The sequence below is a fragment of the Pseudomonas sp. PDM10 genome, assembly GCF_014852295.1.
GTDB lineage: Bacteria > Pseudomonadota > Gammaproteobacteria > Pseudomonadales > Pseudomonadaceae > Aquipseudomonas.
This window is the reverse complement of the sequence record NZ_JACVBJ010000001.1, coordinates 970,171-987,510: the sequence shown is the minus strand read 5'-3', so window position 1 is coordinate 987,510 and position 17,340 is coordinate 970,171. Positions and strand designations below refer to the sequence as shown.

At 60.4% G+C, this 17,340-nt stretch carries 13 protein-coding genes; 8 read left to right on the top strand and 5 right to left on the bottom strand.

The window, feature by feature from the left end:
• Nucleotides 1-87 precede the first annotated feature (87 nt).
• Nucleotides 88-933 (top strand): xanthine dehydrogenase accessory protein XdhC, encoded by an 846-nt coding sequence (gene xdhC / locus IB252_RS04630; protein ID WP_140679764.1) that lies wholly within the window; start codon nt 88-90, stop codon nt 931-933.
• 23 nt (nt 934-956) lie between these two features.
• Nucleotides 957-2,261 carry a guanine deaminase gene (gene guaD / locus IB252_RS04625; protein WP_192407077.1) on the top strand — a complete coding sequence of 435 codons (1,305 nt, stop codon included), beginning with the start codon at nt 957-959 and terminating at the stop codon, nt 2,259-2,261.
• Between the two features lie 179 nt (nt 2,262-2,440).
• Here the strand turns inward: guaD and IB252_RS04620 are convergent, their stop codons facing one another.
• Entirely contained in the window at nt 2,441-3,205 is a 765-nt protein-coding gene (locus tag IB252_RS04620) for a GntR family transcriptional regulator (protein ID WP_046047886.1), read from the bottom strand.
• Between the two features lie 359 nt (nt 3,206-3,564).
• Between IB252_RS04620 and IB252_RS04615 the strand changes: the two genes are divergently transcribed.
• A complete protein-coding gene (locus tag IB252_RS04615; protein ID WP_192407075.1) occupies nt 3,565-4,758 on the top strand; it encodes a benzoate/H(+) symporter BenE family transporter in 1,194 nt (397 codons plus the stop codon).
• Between the two features lie 50 nt (nt 4,759-4,808).
• Here the strand turns inward: IB252_RS04615 and IB252_RS04610 are convergent, their stop codons facing one another.
• Nucleotides 4,809-5,153 carry a YggL family protein gene (locus tag IB252_RS04610; protein WP_111450630.1) on the bottom strand — a complete coding sequence of 115 codons (345 nt, stop codon included), beginning with the start codon at nt 5,151-5,153 and terminating at the stop codon, nt 4,809-4,811.
• A gap of 233 nt (nt 5,154-5,386) precedes the next feature.
• Between IB252_RS04610 and dacB the strand changes: the two genes are divergently transcribed.
• A complete protein-coding gene (gene dacB / locus IB252_RS04605; protein ID WP_111450631.1) occupies nt 5,387-6,847 on the top strand; it encodes a D-alanyl-D-alanine carboxypeptidase/D-alanyl-D-alanine-endopeptidase in 1,461 nt (486 codons plus the stop codon).
• Nucleotides 6,848-6,982: 135 nt separating this feature from the next.
• Here dacB and IB252_RS04600 read toward each other — a convergent pair whose 3' ends face one another.
• Both IB252_RS04600 and rlmKL read right to left on the bottom strand, forming a co-directional pair.
• A complete protein-coding gene (locus IB252_RS04600) occupies nt 6,983-9,382 on the bottom strand; it encodes a GGDEF domain-containing protein (RefSeq protein ID WP_192407073.1) in 2,400 nt (799 codons plus the stop codon).
• Between the two features lie 142 nt (nt 9,383-9,524).
• Entirely contained in the window at nt 9,525-11,795 is a 2,271-nt protein-coding gene (rlmKL, locus tag IB252_RS04595; RefSeq protein WP_008146282.1) for a bifunctional 23S rRNA (guanine(2069)-N(7))-methyltransferase RlmK/23S rRNA (guanine(2445)-N(2))-methyltransferase RlmL, read from the bottom strand.
• Between the two features lie 530 nt (nt 11,796-12,325).
• Here rlmKL and rmf point away from each other — a divergent pair.
• Complete coding sequence (rmf, locus tag IB252_RS04590; protein WP_003223300.1) at nt 12,326-12,541, top strand: ribosome modulation factor; 216 nt, start codon at nt 12,326-12,328, stop codon at nt 12,539-12,541.
• A 235-nt stretch (nt 12,542-12,776) separates the two neighbouring features.
• Here rmf and IB252_RS04585 read toward each other — a convergent pair whose 3' ends face one another.
• Nucleotides 12,777-13,796 (bottom strand): quinone-dependent dihydroorotate dehydrogenase, encoded by a 1,020-nt coding sequence (locus tag IB252_RS04585; protein ID WP_192407066.1) that lies wholly within the window; start codon nt 13,794-13,796, stop codon nt 12,777-12,779.
• A 229-nt stretch (nt 13,797-14,025) separates the two neighbouring features.
• On the opposite strand from IB252_RS04585, the gene IB252_RS04580 reads away from it, so the two are divergent.
• The 3 genes from IB252_RS04580 (at nt 14,026) to IB252_RS04570 (ending at nt 17,336) form a co-directional block, all read left to right on the top strand.
• Nucleotides 14,026-15,237: a CmpA/NrtA family ABC transporter substrate-binding protein gene (locus tag IB252_RS04580; protein ID WP_192407065.1), complete on the top strand. Its 1,212-nt coding sequence runs from the start codon at nt 14,026-14,028 to the stop codon at nt 15,235-15,237.
• A 15-nt stretch (nt 15,238-15,252) separates the two neighbouring features.
• Nucleotides 15,253-15,828, top strand: coding sequence for an ANTAR domain-containing response regulator (locus IB252_RS04575; RefSeq protein WP_074875038.1), 576 nt, complete (start codon nt 15,253-15,255; stop codon nt 15,826-15,828).
• Nucleotides 15,829-16,124: 296 nt separating this feature from the next.
• Nucleotides 16,125-17,336: a nitrate/nitrite transporter gene (locus IB252_RS04570; RefSeq protein WP_111450635.1), complete on the top strand. Its 1,212-nt coding sequence runs from the start codon at nt 16,125-16,127 to the stop codon at nt 17,334-17,336.
• Nucleotides 17,337-17,340 lie beyond the last annotated feature (4 nt).

Below are 17,340 nucleotides of genomic sequence, written 5' to 3'. Positions count from 1 at the left end.
CCAGAATGTGTGGACACCACAAAACAATGTGGGAGCTAGCCTGCTAGCGATGAGGCCCGGATAGACAACAGTAATGTTGAGGTGAATATGTACAACTGGATCGACGCCCTCGCCGACCTGCAATCCCAGGGTGAACCCTGCGTGTTGGTCACCATCATCGAAGAGCTCGGCTCGACGCCGCGTAACGCCGGCTCGAAGATGGTCATCAGCGCCAACCAGACCTTCGACACCATCGGTGGCGGGCATCTGGAATACAAGGCCATGCAAATCGGCCGCGAGATGCTGGCCAGCGGTAAGCAGGACACCCACCTTGAGCGCTTCAGCCTCGGCGCCAGCCTGGGCCAGTGCTGCGGTGGCGTGACCGTATTGCTGTTCGAACCGATGGGCCAGGTCCAGGCGCAGATCGCCGTATTCGGTGCCGGCCACGTCGGCCGGGCGCTGGTGCCGCTGCTCGCCAGCCTGCCCTGCCGGGTGCGCTGGATCGATTCGCGAGAAGCCGAATTCCCGGAACAGATCCCCCACGGCGTACGCAAAATCGTCGCCGAAGAACCGGTGGACGAAATCGATGACCTGCCCGCCGGCAGCTACTGCATCGTCATGACCCACAATCACCAGCTCGACCTCGAACTCACTGCCGCGATCCTCAAGCGCAACGACTTCGCCTACTTCGGCCTGATCGGTTCGAAGACCAAACGGGTGAAATTCGAACACCGCTTGCGTGACCGAGGTTTCGACAGCGCCGTGCTGCAACGCATGCGCTGCCCGATGGGCATCGGCGAAGTCAAAGGCAAGTTGCCAGTGGAAATCGCCATCTCCATCGCCGGCGAAATCATCGCCACCTATAACGCCAATTTCGGCCAGCACACCGCCAGCGCCGGATCATCGATCGCCAAACTGCTGCCTGCCTCACGCCGCAGCCACGCTTCGAACTAAAAAGCCACGAATTGAGAACAACAATGCCTCTGACTCGCAAAGCCTACCGCGCCGCCATTCTGCACAGCATCGCCGACCCTGCCGAAGTGGGCATCGAAGACTCGTATGAGTATTTCGAAGATGGCTTGCTGGTGGTCGATAACGGCCAGATCAGCGCCCTCGGTCACGCCAGCGACTTGCTGCCGACCCTGCCCGCCGATATCCAGATAACGCATTATCAGGACGCGCTGATCACCCCGGGTTTCATCGACACCCACATTCACTTGCCGCAAACCGGCATGGTCGGCGCCTACGGCGAGCAGCTGCTGGACTGGCTCAACACCTACACCTTCCCGTGCGAAAGCCAGTTCGCCGACAAGGCTCACGCTGACCAAGTCGCGGACATTTTCATCAAGGAACTGCTGCGCAATGGCACCACCACCGCGCTGGTGTTCGGCAGCGTGCATCCGCAGTCGGTGAACTCGTTCTTTGAAGCCGCCGAACAGCTGGACCTGCGGATGATCGCCGGCAAAGTGATGATGGACCGCAACGCGCCGGACTACCTGACCGACACCGCCGAATCCAGCTACGTCGAAAGCAAGGCGCTGATCGAGCGCTGGCACGGCAAGGGTCGCCTGCACTACGCGGTCACCCCGCGCTTCGCCCCGACCAGCACCCCGGAACAGCTGACCCTCGCCGGCCAGTTGCTCAGCGAATTCCCTGACCTGTACATGCAGACCCACATCAGCGAAAACCTCAAGGAAATCGAGTGGGTCAAGGAACTGTTCCCGGAGCGCAAGGGCTACCTGGACGTTTACGACCACTACAAACTGCTCGGCGAACGTTCGGTATTCGCCCACGGCGTGCACCTGTGCGATGACGAGTGCGCGCGACTGGCGGAAACCGGCTCGGCGATCGCCTTCTGCCCGACGTCGAACTTCTTCCTCGGCAGCGGCCTGTTCAACCTGCCGATGGCCGAGAAGCACAAGTTGAATGTCGGCATCGGTACGGACGTCGGTGGCGGCACCAGTTTCTCACTGCTGCAAACGCTGAACGAAGCGTACAAAGTCATGCAGCTGCAAGGTGCGCGACTGAGCCCGTTCAAATCGCTGTACCTGGCCACCCTCGGTGGCGCTCGCGCGCTGCGCCTGGAAGACAAGATCGGCACCCTGCAACCGGGCACTGATGCGGACTTCCTGGTGCTGGACTACAACGCCACACCGCTGCTGAGCTATCGCTTGAAGCAGGCCAATAACATTGCCGAGACGTTGTTTGTGTTGATGACGCTGGGGGATGACCGGACGGTGTTGCAGACCTATGCGGCGGGAAATCAGGTGCATCAGCGCTAGGTTTTCTTCGGCCATAAAAAATCCCCCGCAGCTTTTACAGCCCGGGGGATTTTTTGATCGTTCCCACGCTCCGCGTGGGAATGCAGCCCGGGACGCTCCGCGTCCCAATCCAGAGCCGAACGCAGAGCGTCCGTTGAGGCATTCCCACGCAGAGCGTGGGAACGATCAGCGTCAGGAAGTCAGAGTTTGGCGACAGGCCGCCCTGGCTTCTTGGTCTGCAACAAATGCGAGAACACCGCATGCAAATCATCCGACGCGCTTTCTTCGTCCAGGTTGAGTTTGCTGTCGATGTGATCCATGTGATGCATCATCAGGTCCACCGCCAGCTCAGCGTTGCGCGCTTCGATGGCGTCGATCAGCTGGGTGTGCTCGTCGTAGGAACAGTGGGAGCGATTGCCGCTTTCATACTGGGCAATGATCAACGAAGTCTGGGACACCAGGCTGCGCTGGAAGCTGATCAACGGCGCGTTTTTCGCCGCTTCGGCCAGCTTCAAGTGAAACTCGCCCGACAGACGAATACCGGCGCCGCGATCGCCCCGGGAGAAGCTGTCGCGCTCGTCGTTGACCATCTGGCGCAACTCGGCAATCTGCTCGGCAGTGGCGTGCTGCACCGCCAACTCAGTGATCGCACGCTCCACCAGACGCCGGGCCATGAACACCTGGCGAGCCTCTTCGACACTCGGGCTGGCCACGACAGCGCCACGATTCGGACGCAGCAGCACGACGCCTTCATGGGCCAGGCGCGACAGCGCGCGGCGAATGATGGTGCGACTGACCCCGAAAATTTCCCCCAGCGCTTCTTCGCTCAACTTGGTACCGGGCGCCAGACGCTGTTCGAGGATGGCCTCGAAGATATGCGCGTAGACAATATCGTCCTGGGTACCGCTGCGGCCGGCTTTGCCTGCTCGCGGTTGTTTCTTGAGGGGTTGCAACTGTTCGTTCATGGGCACTCGAGTCGGAAGAACTGCGGCGAATTGACCGTGACTGTAATACGGCACAGTGGGTCGCTGGCAAGTATCGCGTAAAAAACACTGCGATTGTACACAATGGACAGTGGCAACACGACTGTACGGCTGTTTGTCACTTCCGCTGTATTGCAACGACTGGTTACTTTTGAGTTTAGGCTTGAACGCAGAATCCGCCGCTTGAACACAATCCCCCTGTGGGAGCGGGCTTGCTCGCGAAAGCGGTGTGTCAGTCGACATCTGCTTCTACAGACTCACCGCTTTCGCGAGCAAGCCCGCTCCCACAATGGTTCTGTGTTGTGGCGGACATCTTCATCTGTATAAGGAACACCGCCGTCATGAACGACGCCACGCACACGCAGATCCGCCCTTTTGCCGATACGTCGCCTTCTGCGATCGTCGCCGGCTTCATCGCGATGATGACCGGTTACACCAGCTCGCTGGTGCTGATGTTCCAGGCCGGGCAAGCGGCGGGTCTGACCAGCGCGCAGATTTCCTCGTGGATCTGGGCGATTTCGATTGGCATGGCGGTGTGTTCGATTGGCCTGTCTCTGCGTTACCGCACGCCGATCACCATCGCCTGGTCGACACCCGGCGCGGCGTTGCTGATCACCAGTCTGGGCGGCGTGACCTACGGCGAAGCCATCGGCGCCTACATTACCTGCGCGATTCTGGTGACCATTTGTGGCCTGACCGGCAGCTTCGAACGGCTGGTGAAAAAGATTCCGGCGTCATTGGCCGCTGCCCTGCTGGCGGGGATTCTGTTCAAGATCGGCAGCGAAATCTTCGTCGCCGCGCAGCATCGCACCGCGCTGGTGTTGGGCATGTTCTTCACTTATCTGGTGGTCAAACGTCTGTCGCCGCGTTATGCCGTACTGGCCGCGCTGTTGATCGGGACGGCGCTGTCAGGGCTCATGGGCCTGCTGGACTTCAGCGGTTTTCATCTGGAAGTGGCGACGCCGGTCTGGACCACGCCGCACTTCTCCCTCGCCGCGACCATCAGCATCGGCATTCCGCTGTTTGTCGTGGCAATGACCTCACAGAACATGCCCGGCATCGCCGTGCTGCGCGCCGACGGTTACACCGTGCCGGCCTCGCCGCTGATTACCACCACTGGCATCGCTTCGTTACTGCTGGCGCCGTTCGGTTCCCACGGGATCAACCTGGCGGCCATCAGCGCGGCGATTTGCACCGGGCCGCATGCCCATGAGGATCGCAACAAGCGCTACACGGCGGCCGTTTGGTGCGGGATCTTCTACGGGATTGCCGGGGTGTTCGGCGCGACACTGGCGGCGCTGTTTGCCGCATTACCGAAAGAATTGGTGCTGTCGATTGCGGCACTGGCGTTGTTCGGCTCGATCATCAATGGCTTGAGCATCGCCATGAATGAAGTGAAGGAACGTGAAGCGGCGCTGATTACCTTTATGGTCACGGCGTCGGGGCTGACGCTGTTTTCCATCGGTTCGGCATTCTGGGGAATTGTGGCGGGGGTTCTAACGATGGTGATTCTGAACTGGCGCAAGGCCCTGTAGGAGCGGGCATAAAAAAAACGGCGACCCTTGGGCCGCCGTTTTTTACAACATCAAACTACCGGATTGATCGGCTTTTCCGGGTACCAGACGTCGATCAGCGGGCTGACAGTCGCTTCGGTCAATTCGCTGCGGCCTTTGAGCCAGGCTTCAACAGCGGCACGCTGCTCTTCGGACACCGAGCCACGCTTCTGCAGGCAAACCAGACCGAAGTCGTCGCCGCCAACATAGCCCAGACCGTTGGCTTCCATGGCTTCTTTCAGGAACGCGTCGAGGAAAGCATCAATGGCTTCATCAGCCAAATCTTCTTTGAAATCCAGGTTCAGTTCGAAACCCAGCTCTTGAAATTCATCGACGCACAGTTTTTTGCGCAGACGCTGGGAACGGTTAGTCGCCATTGGAACAATCCTCATAAGTAATAACGGGCGGCACTTTAGCAGTTTAAGGCGCCGAATGCCCGTCTCTCTGGGTTGCAAGCCCTACCGTCGGTAAAAAATAGCGGATTAGAAGGCCAGGGCACGGCACAAGCCACTACACCTTGGGGCATAATGCCGACACTTTCATGACCACTGAGGGAATTTATCTGTATGCCCTCGTCTTTTTCCCCCTCGGCTGTAGGGTTTTATTTCACATGATCAAATCTTTGCGTCCATTGTTACTGGCCGGTTTTCTGCTCCCACTGGCCTTCTCTGTTTCCGCCGCCTCGATCAACACCGCGCTGTCACCCAACGTTGAAAAAGCCCTCAAGGCCAGCAAGATGCAGGACAACGCCCTGTCGCTGGTGATGATCCCGCTCAACGGCCCTGGCACCCCGACGATTTTCAACGCAGACGTCTCCGTCAATCCGGCTTCGACCATGAAACTGGTCACCACGTACGCGGCGCTGGAAATGCTCGGCCCGAACCACCAGTGGAAAACCGAGTTCTACACCGACGGCACGCTCAGCGGCGGCATCCTCAACGGTAACCTCTACCTCAAGGGTGGAGGCGATCCGAAGCTGAACATGGAAAAACTCTGGTTGCTGATGCGTGACCTGCGCGCCAACGGTGTGACGCAAATCACCGGCGATCTGGTGCTGGACCGCAATTTCTTCGTACAGCCGCAATTGCCGCAGTTCAACGACGACGGCAATGACGATAACAAGCCGTTCCTGGTCAAACCTGACGCGCTGATGGTCAACCTCAAGGCCCTGCGCTTTGTGGCGCGCAACGACAACGGCCGGGTGCTGGTGTCGGTGGAACCGCCGATTGCCACCATTCGCATCGAAAACCAGGTCAAAGCCGTCAACTCCAAGCAATGCACCGGTGGCGTGCGTTACAACCCGGTGACCCAGGCCGATGGCAGCGTGACCGTGACGGTCGGCGGCCAGTTGGGCGAAGGCTGCAGTTCCCAGACTTACCTGTCGCTGCTCGACCACGCGACCTACACCGCAGGCGCCGTGCGAGCGATCTGGAAGGAACTGGGCGGCAGCATTCAGGGCGTGGACCGTTTGGCGCCAACCCCTAAAGACGCCAAGGTCCTGGCTCGGGCCTTCTCGCCGGACCTGGCGGAAATCATCCGCGACATCAACAAATACAGTAACAACACCATGGCCCAGCAGTTGTTCCTGAGCCTGGGTGCGCAGTTCCGCACCGAGGCCGACGGTGACGATGCCAAGGCTGCACAGCGCGTGGTGCGTCAGTGGCTGGCGAAGAAAGGCATCACCGCGCCGCACCTGGTGATGGAAAACGGTTCCGGCCTGTCCCGTGCGGAACGGGTGAGTGCGCGTGAAATGGCCGGCATGCTGCAAGCGGCCTGGAAAAGCCCGTATTCGGCCGAGTTCATCAGTTCGATGCCGATTGCCGGCACCGACGGCACCATGCGCAAACGCCTGAAGACCACGGCGATGCGCGGTGAAGCGCACATCAAGACCGGCACCCTGAATACGGTGCGGGCGATTGCCGGCTTCAGCCGCGACATCAACGGCAATACCTGGGCGGTCGTGGCGATCCTCAACGACAAGGCACCGTTTGGCGCGTCGTCGGTGCTGGATCAGGTGCTGCTGGACCTGTATCGCCAGCCGAAACTGCCGGAAACGGCTTCGGTGCTCTAACCCGATCGACAAAACACCACAGAACCAATGTGGGAGCGAGCCTGCTCGCGATAGCGGTGTGACATTCAACATTGACGTCGACTGTCACACCGCTATCGCGAGCAGGCTCGCTCCCACAGGGGGAAGCCCGCAGCTCTAGTTCATCTCTCCTTCTACCCGATCCCGTCCGGCCTGTTTCGCCGCATACACCCCCGAATCCGCCCGCAGCAGCAGCGCATCCGCGCCCTCCCCGACTCGCCAACTGGCAATCCCGAAACTGGCGGTCACTGTCCCGACGCCTTCGATCGGCGAACTGCGCAACCCTTGCCATAGCTGTAAGGCCAGGACATGGGCATGCTCGCCGCTGATGTCCGGGCAAAGCACCATGAACTCCTCGCCACCCAGGCGACAGAACACGTCGGTGCGCCGCAGCCGAAGGCCGATGCGTTCGCACACAATCTGCAACACCCGATCGCCGACCGCGTGGCCATGCTGGTCATTGATGCGTTTGAAATGGTCGATATCGAGCATGATCACCGACAGTTCGCCGCCACCGCGTTCGACCCGCGCCATTTCGGTGGTCAGGCGTTCCTGGAAATAGCGGCGATTGTGGATCCCGGTCAGGGAGTCGGTGATCGATAGCGCCCGCAGTTCTTCTTCCACCCGTTTCAAGTCGGAGATGTCCGAGACATAGCCGTGCCAGAGCACGCCACCACCGGGCAATTCCTCCGGTGTCGCCTCGCCACGAACCCAACGCAGGCCGCGCAGGGGCAGCTGCACGCGGTATTCTTCGCGCCAAGGGCTGAGGGTTTCCGCCGACGCCCGGATCGAAGCGCGGACCCGGGTGGTGTCCTGCGGATGAATCCGCGTGAAAATCGCTTCGGCGTTGAACAACAGGACATCCGGTTCAAGTTCGTAGATCTCGCGAATACCGTCGCTGGCGTAGATCACACTGAAGCGCCCATCGAACTCCATCTTGAATTGGTAGATCCCGCCGGGCACATGGGCGCTGAGTTTCTTCAACAACAGGTCCCGTGCCGCCAGGGCCTCGTGGACCCGCTTGCGTTCAGTGATGTCGATACAGATCGCCAGGTGCCCGACCCACAAACCTTGCTCGTCGAGGACCGGGGTCGCCAGCATGTTCACCGTCAAATGGCTGCCGTCGCTGCGCAGCAGCGTCCATTCCCGCGCTTCGTGACCGCCCCCCTCATCACCCTCGACCAACATCGCCTGGCAGGTCGGAATCGGTTTGCCATAGCGCGCGCTCAACTCCGCCGAACGTGCCAGGAGTTCTCGGGGCAGGTGCAGGTTTTCCAGGGTCATGTGGCCCACCACCTCGCTGCTGGTGTAACCGAGCATTTGCTCTGCCCCGGCATTAAAGGTGCGGATAACCCCGCGCAGGTCAGTGGCGATGATCGCCACCTGGGTCGCGGCATTCAGTACGCCACGCAACTGGCCGTGGGTGCCGCGCAACTCCTGCTCGCGGGCGCGCAGTTCCTGGGTCCGTTGCTCGACCATTTTCAGCGCCCGTTGACGCTGACTGACCAGCACATAGAGCAAGGCACTGAGCAACAGACTGAGCAACCCGCCCAGCACCACCAGGGTGTTCACCGATGAATGATTGGCTGTCAGGAAGGCATCGCTGGGCTGAATGTCGACTTGATAGTCATGGTCGGCAAGCCGTAACAGCCGGGTCGCGGCCAACTCACTGGGGGCTGGGGGGTTAGGGGACTCATAAAGCACTTCGTGCTGATCGTCTGTGGATAAGTCGAGGATGCGCACCGAAAGATAGTCACGGCCAGCCTCTGGCAACCCGTCCGCCAGCAACTGATGCATGCTGATCACCGCCATGACATAACCGAACGGTTTCACCCCAGCCGTAGCCGGACCATTGCGCAGCAACACCGGTGCGACCAGCAGCACGCCGCGCGCATAGGCCGGTTCGATATTGACCAGATGCATCGGCTGCGATACCGCCATACCGCCATGCTGATCGGCCCGTTCAAGGGTGGCGCGGCGCAAGGGTTGAGCCCACAAGTCATAGCCCAGCGGCGAGCCGAGTTTGCTTTGGGTCTGGCTATACAGCACCGCCACATACTCATCCCGTTCAGCCGCCAGTTGCAGTTGGCCGTCGGCATTGAGTTCGCGCAGGGTGAAGTCGGGTAAACCCTCTGCACGCACCTGGCGTTCAAATTCCGCCCGTTCGGCACCGGTTACCCGCTTGGCGAAGGAATAGGCCTGAGTCCGGTGCAGCAGCGGTTGGGTGTAACCGTCGAACTCCGCGCGGGAGACCGAATCGGAATTGGTAAAGAACCGGCGCAGGCCATCGAGGCGCTGCTCCTGATCTTCGAAGCGTTCTTCGATACGGCTGTAACGCTCACTGGCCAGCAGTTGGAAGCGTTGCCGTAATTGTTGGTGAAACAGATTCAGCGTCGACCATGCCAGCAATCCCGTGAGAATCCCGCCGACGATCAATACCAGCAGCGCGACCAGCCAGGCCGAGACATCTTCGCTGATAAAACCCAGGATCTTGGGGCGCACGGCGTGCAACGACATAGACGCAACTCAAAACGCCAGGTGCGGGAAAGCCCATTGGCCATTCGTTGAGTTATAGCTATTAGCCATCAATTTGACCAGCACAGAAAGAAGCCAAGAGCCTTTAAAAATCAAGGCTCTGTGGATCCAATCCCTTCAAGTGTCAACGAGCCGTGATTTTCCAGGCACGGTGGATTTTGCCATTACGGGCGAAATCCGGATCGATGGTCTGGGCGGTGATTTCCTCGACCGCATAACGCTCGGTGAGGTTTTCCTCGAGCTGGAACTTGCGGAAGTTGTTGGAGAAGTACAACACGCCGCCCGGGGCCAGACGCGCCATGGCCAGGTCGATCAATTGCACCTGGTCACGCTGCACGTCGAAGATCCCTTCCATGCGCTTGGAGTTGGAGAACGTCGGCGGATCGATGAAGATCAGGTCGTATTCGTCACGGCAGGCATCGAGCCAGGCCATCACGTCGCCCTGCTCCAATCGGTTCTTCTCGGAGAAACCGTTCAGCGACAGATTGCGACGCGCCCAGTCCAGATAGGTTTTCGACAGGTCGACGCTGGTGGTGCTGCGCGCGCCGCCCTTGGCTGCGTGAACACTGGCGGTTGCGGTGTAGCTATACAGGTTGAGGAAGCGCTTGCCGGCGGCCTCTTTCTGAATCCGCATGCGCATTGGCCGGTGATCGAGGAACAACCCGGTATCGAGATAATCCGTGAGGTTCACCAGCAGCTTCACGCCGCCTTCGTTGACCTCGACGAACTTGCCCTGTGCCGCTTGGCGTTCGTACTGTTTGGTGCCGCTCTGACGCTCGCGACGCTTGACCACCACGCGGCTCTTGTCGATGTTCAGGGCCTGCGGAATGGCGGCCAGGGCATCGAACATGCGCGCCGAGGCTTTTTCCGGATCGATGGATTTCGGCGCGGCGTATTCCTGGACGTGGACCCAATCCTGATACAGGTCGATGGCCATCGAGTATTCCGGCATGTCGGCATCGTAGACGCGGTAGCAGTCGATGCCTTCACGCTTGACCCATTTGCCCAGGGCCTTGAGGTTCTTTTGCAGACGGTTGGCAAACATCTGCCCACCTTCGCTCAAGCGCGGCTGCTCGATCACCACTGGCGCCGGTTTGATCGGGTTGCCGTTCTTGTTGTACTTCTCGTACTTGCCCGGTGCCACGTCGTTGTCTGCGACTTCGACTTCGGCTTGCTCGCGCTCGACCTGACGCTGTTCCGGAGTGCGACGTTCGCCAGTGACGAACTGGTCTGGCGTGACTTTGATCAGCAGCAACTTGCACGGCAACGCGCCGTTCCAGAACGAATACTGTTTGTGGCTGCGGATGCCCATGCGCTTGCCCAGGTCCGGGGCGCCGGTGAATACCGCAGCTTCCCAGTTCAAGCAGGCCTGACGCAGACGTTCGCCGAGGTTCTGGTAGAGATAGAGCAAGCTCGCTTCATCACCCAGACGCTCACCGTACGGTGGGTTGCAGATCACCAGGCCTTTCTGGTTCTGGTCCGGACGTGGCTCAAACGTCCCGACTTCGCCCTGGTAGATCTTGATCCACTCGCTCAGGCCGGCACGTTCAACGTTGTTGCGGCCCGGTTGAATCAGACGCGGATCGGCTTCGTAACCGCGAATCCACAGGGGTGGCTTGGCCAGACCGGCCGCGCAACGCTCAGTGGCTTCTTCGTGAAGCTTTTTCCACAGGGCCGGGACGTGACCGAGCCAGGCGGTGAAGCCCCACTGCTCGCGACGCAGGTTCGGCGCCATGTCGGCGGCGATCATCGCGGCTTCGACGAGGAACGTACCGACACCGCACATCGGGTCAGCCAGCGCGCCGCCATCGGCCGCAATGCGTGGCCAGCCGGAACGGATCAGGATCGCGGCCGCGAGGTTTTCCTTCAGCGGCGCCGCGCCCTGCTGCAAGCGATAGCCGCGCTGGTGCAGGCTGTGGCCGGAGAGGTCGAGGGACAGGATCGCTTCGCCGCGGTCCAGGCGCAGGTGAATGCGCAGGTCCGGGTTGAGCTTGTCGATGGACGGACGATCGCCCTGTGGCGTGCGCAGTTTGTCGACGATGGCGTCCTTGACCTTCAAGGCGCCGAAATGGGTGTTGTCGATGCCCGAGCCGTGACCGCTGAACTCAACGGCCAGGGTGCCATCGTTGAGCATGTGGTCTTGCCACTCGATATCCAGCACGCCGTGGTACAGGTCTTCGGCGTCCTTCATCGGGAAACGCTTGAGCACCAGCAGCACCCGGTTCGCCAGACGCGACCACAGGCACAGGCGATAAGCGGTTTCCATGGTGGCCATGCCGCGCACGGCAGAGGTGTGCTCACGCGCTTCCTCAAGGCCAAGCCCGACGGCTTCCTCGATGAGCAGGCCTTCAAGGCCTTTGGGGCAAGTGAGGAAGATTTCGAATTGATCGGACATTGGAATTTCAGAGCCTTTAGCTAAGTGAACCGGCAACGCATTGCCGGCCCGGTTTTCAATCAGGCGCTTTTCTAAAAGAGCGCCCGCGTGGCACGAAGGTGTGCCGTCCCACCCCTGCAAGCTCGGGTTAAAAGAGCTTAGATGCAAAGACAGATAAAAAAGTTGATGCAACAAAATGTCATAAGTCGACCCTTCGTCGAATAATGCCCCACCGCAACGCGAGCCATTCTCAGCAAAGGATTAACCCCATCATGCAGCGCGGGGCTGATCATACCGGGGTTTGGCCAATAAACACGGGCAAACATCGTGTTACTTATGGCCATACCATCTTTATCGTTACGTCCTTATGACAAAACGATCATTCCCTCGATGTGACGCATTGGTTAGAACTCAACACAGGTTGACGCCGCAATGACGTCAACACCTTGGCTCGCGACGCCGGCAGCGAGCCCCAACGGCAGGAGTTTTTCTGCCAGACCTCAATTGAGGTCGACGCGATAAATACAGTCAACAAGTGAGGGCAACACCCTATGAGAAGACTTAAGCGTGATCCGTTGGAAAGAGCATTTTTGCGCGGATATCAATATGGCGTTGGTGGCAAATCCCGTGAGCTTTGCCCATTTACTCTACCGTCGGTACGCCAAGCCTGGATTAACGGCTGGCGAGAAGGACGCGGCGACAACTGGGACGGTATGACCGGCACTGCGGGAATCCATAGACTCAACGAACTTCACGCCGTCGGCTAATACAGGGCACACACTCCGACACGACAATCTGAATACGTAACGACTTACCACGCACGCCCCATCCGGGCGGCGGGCTTCGGCCCAGGGGCTCCTTCGAGGAGCCCTTTTTTATGCCTGCTCCAAATTCAGCGATGAACCCCTGTGGTGAGTGGACTTATCTGTGGCAAGGGGACTTATCTGTGGCATCCCCTCGCCACAGACTCACCTCACCACAGAAGCATTGTTGCCGCTGGGTTTAGCGCAGGGCTGCTATCGCGTCGACGGATTCACGAATCAGCGCCGGGCCTTTGTAGATGAAGCCGGAATAGAGCTGCACCAGGCTGGCACCCGCAGCGATTTTCTCAGCCGCGTGCTTGCCTTCGGTGATGCCGCCCACGGCGATGATCGGCAAGCGACCGGCCAACTCGCCCGCCAGTACCTTCACGGTGTGGGTGCTCTTGTCGCGAACCGGTGCGCCGGACAGACCGCCCGCTTCGTCACCATGCTCCATGCCTTCTACACCGACGCGACTCAGGGTGGTGTTGGTGGCGATCACCGCGTCCATCCCGGTTTCGATCAGCGCTTGCGCGACCTGAGCGGTTTCTTCGTCGGTCATGTCCGGCGCAATCTTGATCGCCAGCGGTACGTGTTTGCCGTGGCGCAGCGCCAGTTCTGCGCGGCGCGTCGCCAGGTCGGCCAACAACTGCTTCAGCGAATCGCCGAATTGCAGGCTGCGCAGGCCCGGGGTGTTCGGCGAGCTGACGTTGACTGTCACGTAGCTGGCGTGGGCGTAGACCTTGTCCAGGCAGATCAGGTAGTCGTCGACCGCCCGCTCAACCGGGGTATCGAAGTTTTTGCCGATATTGATGCCCAGCACGCCCTTGAACTTGGCTGCCGCCACTCGAGCCAGCAGGTGATCGACACCGAGGTTGTTGAACCCCATGCGGTTGATGATCGCCTCGGCATCCGGTAGACGGAAAATGCGTGGCTTCGGGTTGCCCGGCTGCGGACGCGGGGTGATGGTGCCGATTTCGACAAACCCAAAACCCAGTTGCGCAAAACCGTCGATGGCCGCGCCGTTCTTGTCCAGACCGGCCGCCAGACCCACCGGGTTCGGGAAGTCCAGGCCCATGACGGTCACCGGCAATTTCGCTGGCGCCTTGCACAGCAAGCCGTTGAGGCCCAAACGCCCGCCCGCGCCGATCAGGTCCAGGGACAGATCGTGGGAGGTTTCCGGGGAAAGTTTGAACAACAGCTGACGGGCCAGGGTGTACATGGGCGGGTTTGACTCTGGGCTACGAAAAGTGGCGGCGATTATAGCCGGGCATCGAGGTTGCAGGCGAGGCGTGCGACAAAATCAGCGAGCGATGGCATATGCCTTGCACCGTCACTGACATCAGCACTCATGCCAACGGCGGGATGAGTCGAAAGACAAAGGCGTCGTCACTTGGCCTTGCCCTGGCAAGCAGCCCGGTCCGGCGCTTTTTTATGGAAGGTGTTTACTGATGATTGAAGTTCCAGCCAACCCTCTGGCCTGGGTCAACGGCAGCGATGCCCCGGAAAAGACCGAAATCAACCTCGGCTTCATGGCCCTGAGCGACTGCGCCTCGGTAGTAGTCGCGGCCACGCAGGGCTTCGCTCAACCTTATGGCCTGACCCTGAACCTCAAGCGCCAGTCGTCCTGGGCCAACCTGCGGGACAAACTGGTCAGTGGCGAACTCGACGCTGCCCACAGTCTGTACGGTTTGATCTACGCCGTGCATTTGGGCATCGGCGGTGTCGCGTCGACCGACATGGCAGTGCTCATGGGCCTGAATCAGAATGGCCAGAGCATCAACCTCTCCCATGGCTTGCAAGCGCTGGACGTGACCAGTCCTGAAGCACTGGAGCGGCACGTGCACCAAAGTCGCCCAAAACTCACCTTCGCCCAGACATTTCCTACGGGCACCCACGCCATGTGGCTGTATTACTGGCTCGCGAGTCAGGGCATCCACCCATTGCAGGACGTCGACAGCGTGGTGGTACCGCCGCCGCAAATGGTCGCGCACCTGCAAGCCGGGCGCATCGACGGCTTCTGCGTCGGCGAGCCATGGTCCGCCAGCGCGGTGCAGCAGAACCTGGGGTTCACGATGGCCACCACCCAGACCATCTGGCCCGATCACCCGGAAAAAGTCCTCGGCTGCACCCGCGCCTTTGTCGAGCAATACCCCAACACCGCACGGGCGCTGGTGATGGCGATTCTGGAGGCCAGCCGCTTCATCGAAGAAAGCACCGAGAATCGCCGCAGCACCGCGAAGCTGTTGAGTGCCCCGCAATACCTCGACGCACCGCTCGGCTGCATCGAACCGCGATTGCTCGGTGACTACGCCGATGGCTTGGGTCATCGCTGGCAAGACCCGCACGCGCTGCGCTTCCATGGTGATGGCGAGGTCAATCTGCCGTATCTGTCCGATGGCATGTGGTTCATGACCCAGTTCCGACGCTGGGGTTTGTTGCGCGACGACCCGGACTACCTGGGCGTGGCCCGTCAGGTCCAGCAACTAGACTTGTATCGAGAGGCCGCCACCGCTGTAGGTGTGACCGCGAGTGATCAGCCAATGCGCAGTAGCCAGTTGATCGACGGCAAGGTCTGGGATGGCCTGGACCCCGCCGGCTATGCCCGCAGTTTCAAGCTTCACGCCATGAGCGACAGCTCGCCCCTTCTCGCCAGCCGCTGACAGGAGACTACGAATATGTTGCGTATCCTGCTGATCAACGACACCGCGAAGAAAGTCGGTCGCCTGAAGGCGGCCCTGACCGAAGCCGGGTTCGAGGTAATCGACGAGTCGGGCCTGACCATCGACCTGCCCGCGCGCGTCGAAACGGTGCGTCCGGACGTGATTTTGATCGATACCGAGTCACCGAGCCGCGATGTGATGGAGCAAGTGGTGCTGGTGAGCCGCGACCAACCGCGGCCGATCGTGATGTTTACCGATGAACATGACCCCAATGTGATGCGTCAGGCGATCAAGTCCGGCGTCAGTGCCTACATCGTCGAAGGCATCCACGCACAGCGCTTGCAACCGATTCTAGACGTGGCCATGGCGCGCTTTGAAAGCGACCAGGCCCTGCGCGCCCAACTCAACGCCCGAGACCAGCAACTGGCCGAGCGCAAGCGCATCGAGCTGGCCAAAGGGCTGCTGATGAAAATGAAGGACTGCAACGAGGAAGAGGCCTACACCCTGATGCGCCGCCAGGCCATGAGCCGGCAGCAGAAGCTGATACAGGTGGCGGAGCAGATCATTGCCATGAGTGAGCTGCTCGGCTGACTCCCCCCAACGATCGAAGCGGACGCAGAGCGTCCATGGCGGCATTCCCACGCAGAGCGTGGGAACGATCAGCGTGAATGTGGCACAGATCTCGCTAGGTAATCGATACAGGTAACCAACGGCGGTTGCCCCACCTACGACAAAGACGTCGCTCACCTCATTTGCCCTTTGGCGAATCCGGTGGCGGCGTTTTTTTGTTTTGGCCCCACAGACCGGGGCCGGTGGTGCGGCCGATGCGGCGCCCCACCTGCAAGCTCATGACTCCTTCTCGAGACTCCTAACAGCTGAGGTGCGCGATGAATTCAAGCTTCTGGAAATCTGGCCATACCCCGACATTGTTCGCGGCCTTCCTCTATTTCGACCTGAGTTTCATGGTCTGGTACCTGCTCGGCCCACTGGCGGTGCAGATCGCCGCCGACCTGCACCTGACCACCCAACAGCGCGGGCTGGTGGTGGCCACGCCGATTCTGGCCGGGGCGGTATTGCGCTTTGTAATGGGCTTGCTGGCTGATCGCCTGTCGCCCAAAACCGCCGGGCTGATTGGCCAGGTGATCGTCATCTGCGCCCTGTTCGGTGCCTGGAAACTCGGCATTCACAGTTACGAACAAGCGTTGGTGCTGGGCCTGTTCCTTGGCATGGCTGGCGCATCTTTCGCCGTCGCCCTGCCGCTGGCCTCGCAATGGTATCCACCCCAGCACCAAGGCAAAGCCATGGGCATCGCCGGTGCCGGTAACTCGGGCACCGTACTCGCTGCACTGATCGCCCCGGTGCTGGCCGCGGCATTTGGCTGGAGCAACGTGTTCGGCTTCGCCCTGATCCCGCTGATTCTGACCATCATCGTCTTCGCCTGGCTGGCCAAAAACTCGCCTGAGCGGCCAAAAGCCAAGTCCGTGTCCGACTACTTCAAGGCCTTGGGCGACCGCGACAGCTGGTGGTTCATGTTTTTCTACAGCGTGACCTTCGGTGGCTTCATCGGCCTGGCCAGCGCCCTGCCTGGCTATTTCAACGACCAATATGGCCTCAGCCCGGTGACCGCCGGTTACTACACCGCCGCCTGCGTGTTCGGCGGCAGTTTGATGCGTCCGTTGGGCGGCGCTCTGGCCGACCGCTTCGGTGGCATTCGTACCCTGTTGGGGATGTACTCGGTGGCGGCGGTCTGCATCGCAGCGGTGGGTTTCAATCTGCCGAGTTCCTACGCGGCACTGGCACTTTTCGTCTGCACCATGCTCGGTTTGGGTGCAGGTAATGGCGCCGTTTTCCAATTGGTGCCGCAGCGTTTTCGTCGCGAGATCGGTGTGATGACCGGTTTGATCGGCATGGCCGGCGGTATTGGTGGATTTGCACTGGCAGCGGGCATGGGCGCGATCAAGCAAAGCACCGGCAGCTATCAACTGGCCTTGTGGTTGTTCGCCAGCCTTGGCGTTCTGGCCTGGTTCGGTCTGCATGGTGTGAAACGTCGCTGGAGAACCACTTGGGGTTCGGCAGCCGTGACCGCTGCACGGGTCTGAAGCC

Bases quoted from the DNA above. Each gene is read 5' to 3' on its own strand.
- xdhC (WP_140679764.1), top strand. From the start codon at position 88: ATGTACAACTGGATCGACGCCCTCGCCGACCTGCAATCCCAGGGTGAA.
- guaD (WP_192407077.1), top strand. From the start codon at position 957: ATGCCTCTGACTCGCAAAGCCTACCGCGCCGCCATTCTGCACAGCATC.
- IB252_RS04620 (WP_046047886.1), bottom strand. From the start codon at position 3,205: ATGAACGAACAGTTGCAACCCCTCAAGAAACAACCGCGAGCAGGCAAA.
- IB252_RS04615 (WP_192407075.1), top strand. From the start codon at position 3,565: ATGAACGACGCCACGCACACGCAGATCCGCCCTTTTGCCGATACGTCG.
- IB252_RS04610 (WP_111450630.1), bottom strand. From the start codon at position 5,153: ATGGCGACTAACCGTTCCCAGCGTCTGCGCAAAAAACTGTGCGTCGAT.
- dacB (WP_111450631.1), top strand. From the start codon at position 5,387: ATGATCAAATCTTTGCGTCCATTGTTACTGGCCGGTTTTCTGCTCCCA.
- IB252_RS04600 (WP_192407073.1), bottom strand. From the start codon at position 9,382: ATGTCGTTGCACGCCGTGCGCCCCAAGATCCTGGGTTTTATCAGCGAA.
- rlmKL (WP_008146282.1), bottom strand. From the start codon at position 11,795: ATGTCCGATCAATTCGAAATCTTCCTCACTTGCCCCAAAGGCCTTGAA.
- rmf (WP_003223300.1), top strand. From the start codon at position 12,326: ATGAGAAGACTTAAGCGTGATCCGTTGGAAAGAGCATTTTTGCGCGGA.
- IB252_RS04585 (WP_192407066.1), bottom strand. From the start codon at position 13,796: ATGTACACCCTGGCCCGTCAGCTGTTGTTCAAACTTTCCCCGGAAACC.
- IB252_RS04580 (WP_192407065.1), top strand. From the start codon at position 14,026: ATGATTGAAGTTCCAGCCAACCCTCTGGCCTGGGTCAACGGCAGCGAT.
- IB252_RS04575 (WP_074875038.1), top strand. From the start codon at position 15,253: ATGTTGCGTATCCTGCTGATCAACGACACCGCGAAGAAAGTCGGTCGC.
- IB252_RS04570 (WP_111450635.1), top strand. From the start codon at position 16,125: ATGAATTCAAGCTTCTGGAAATCTGGCCATACCCCGACATTGTTCGCG.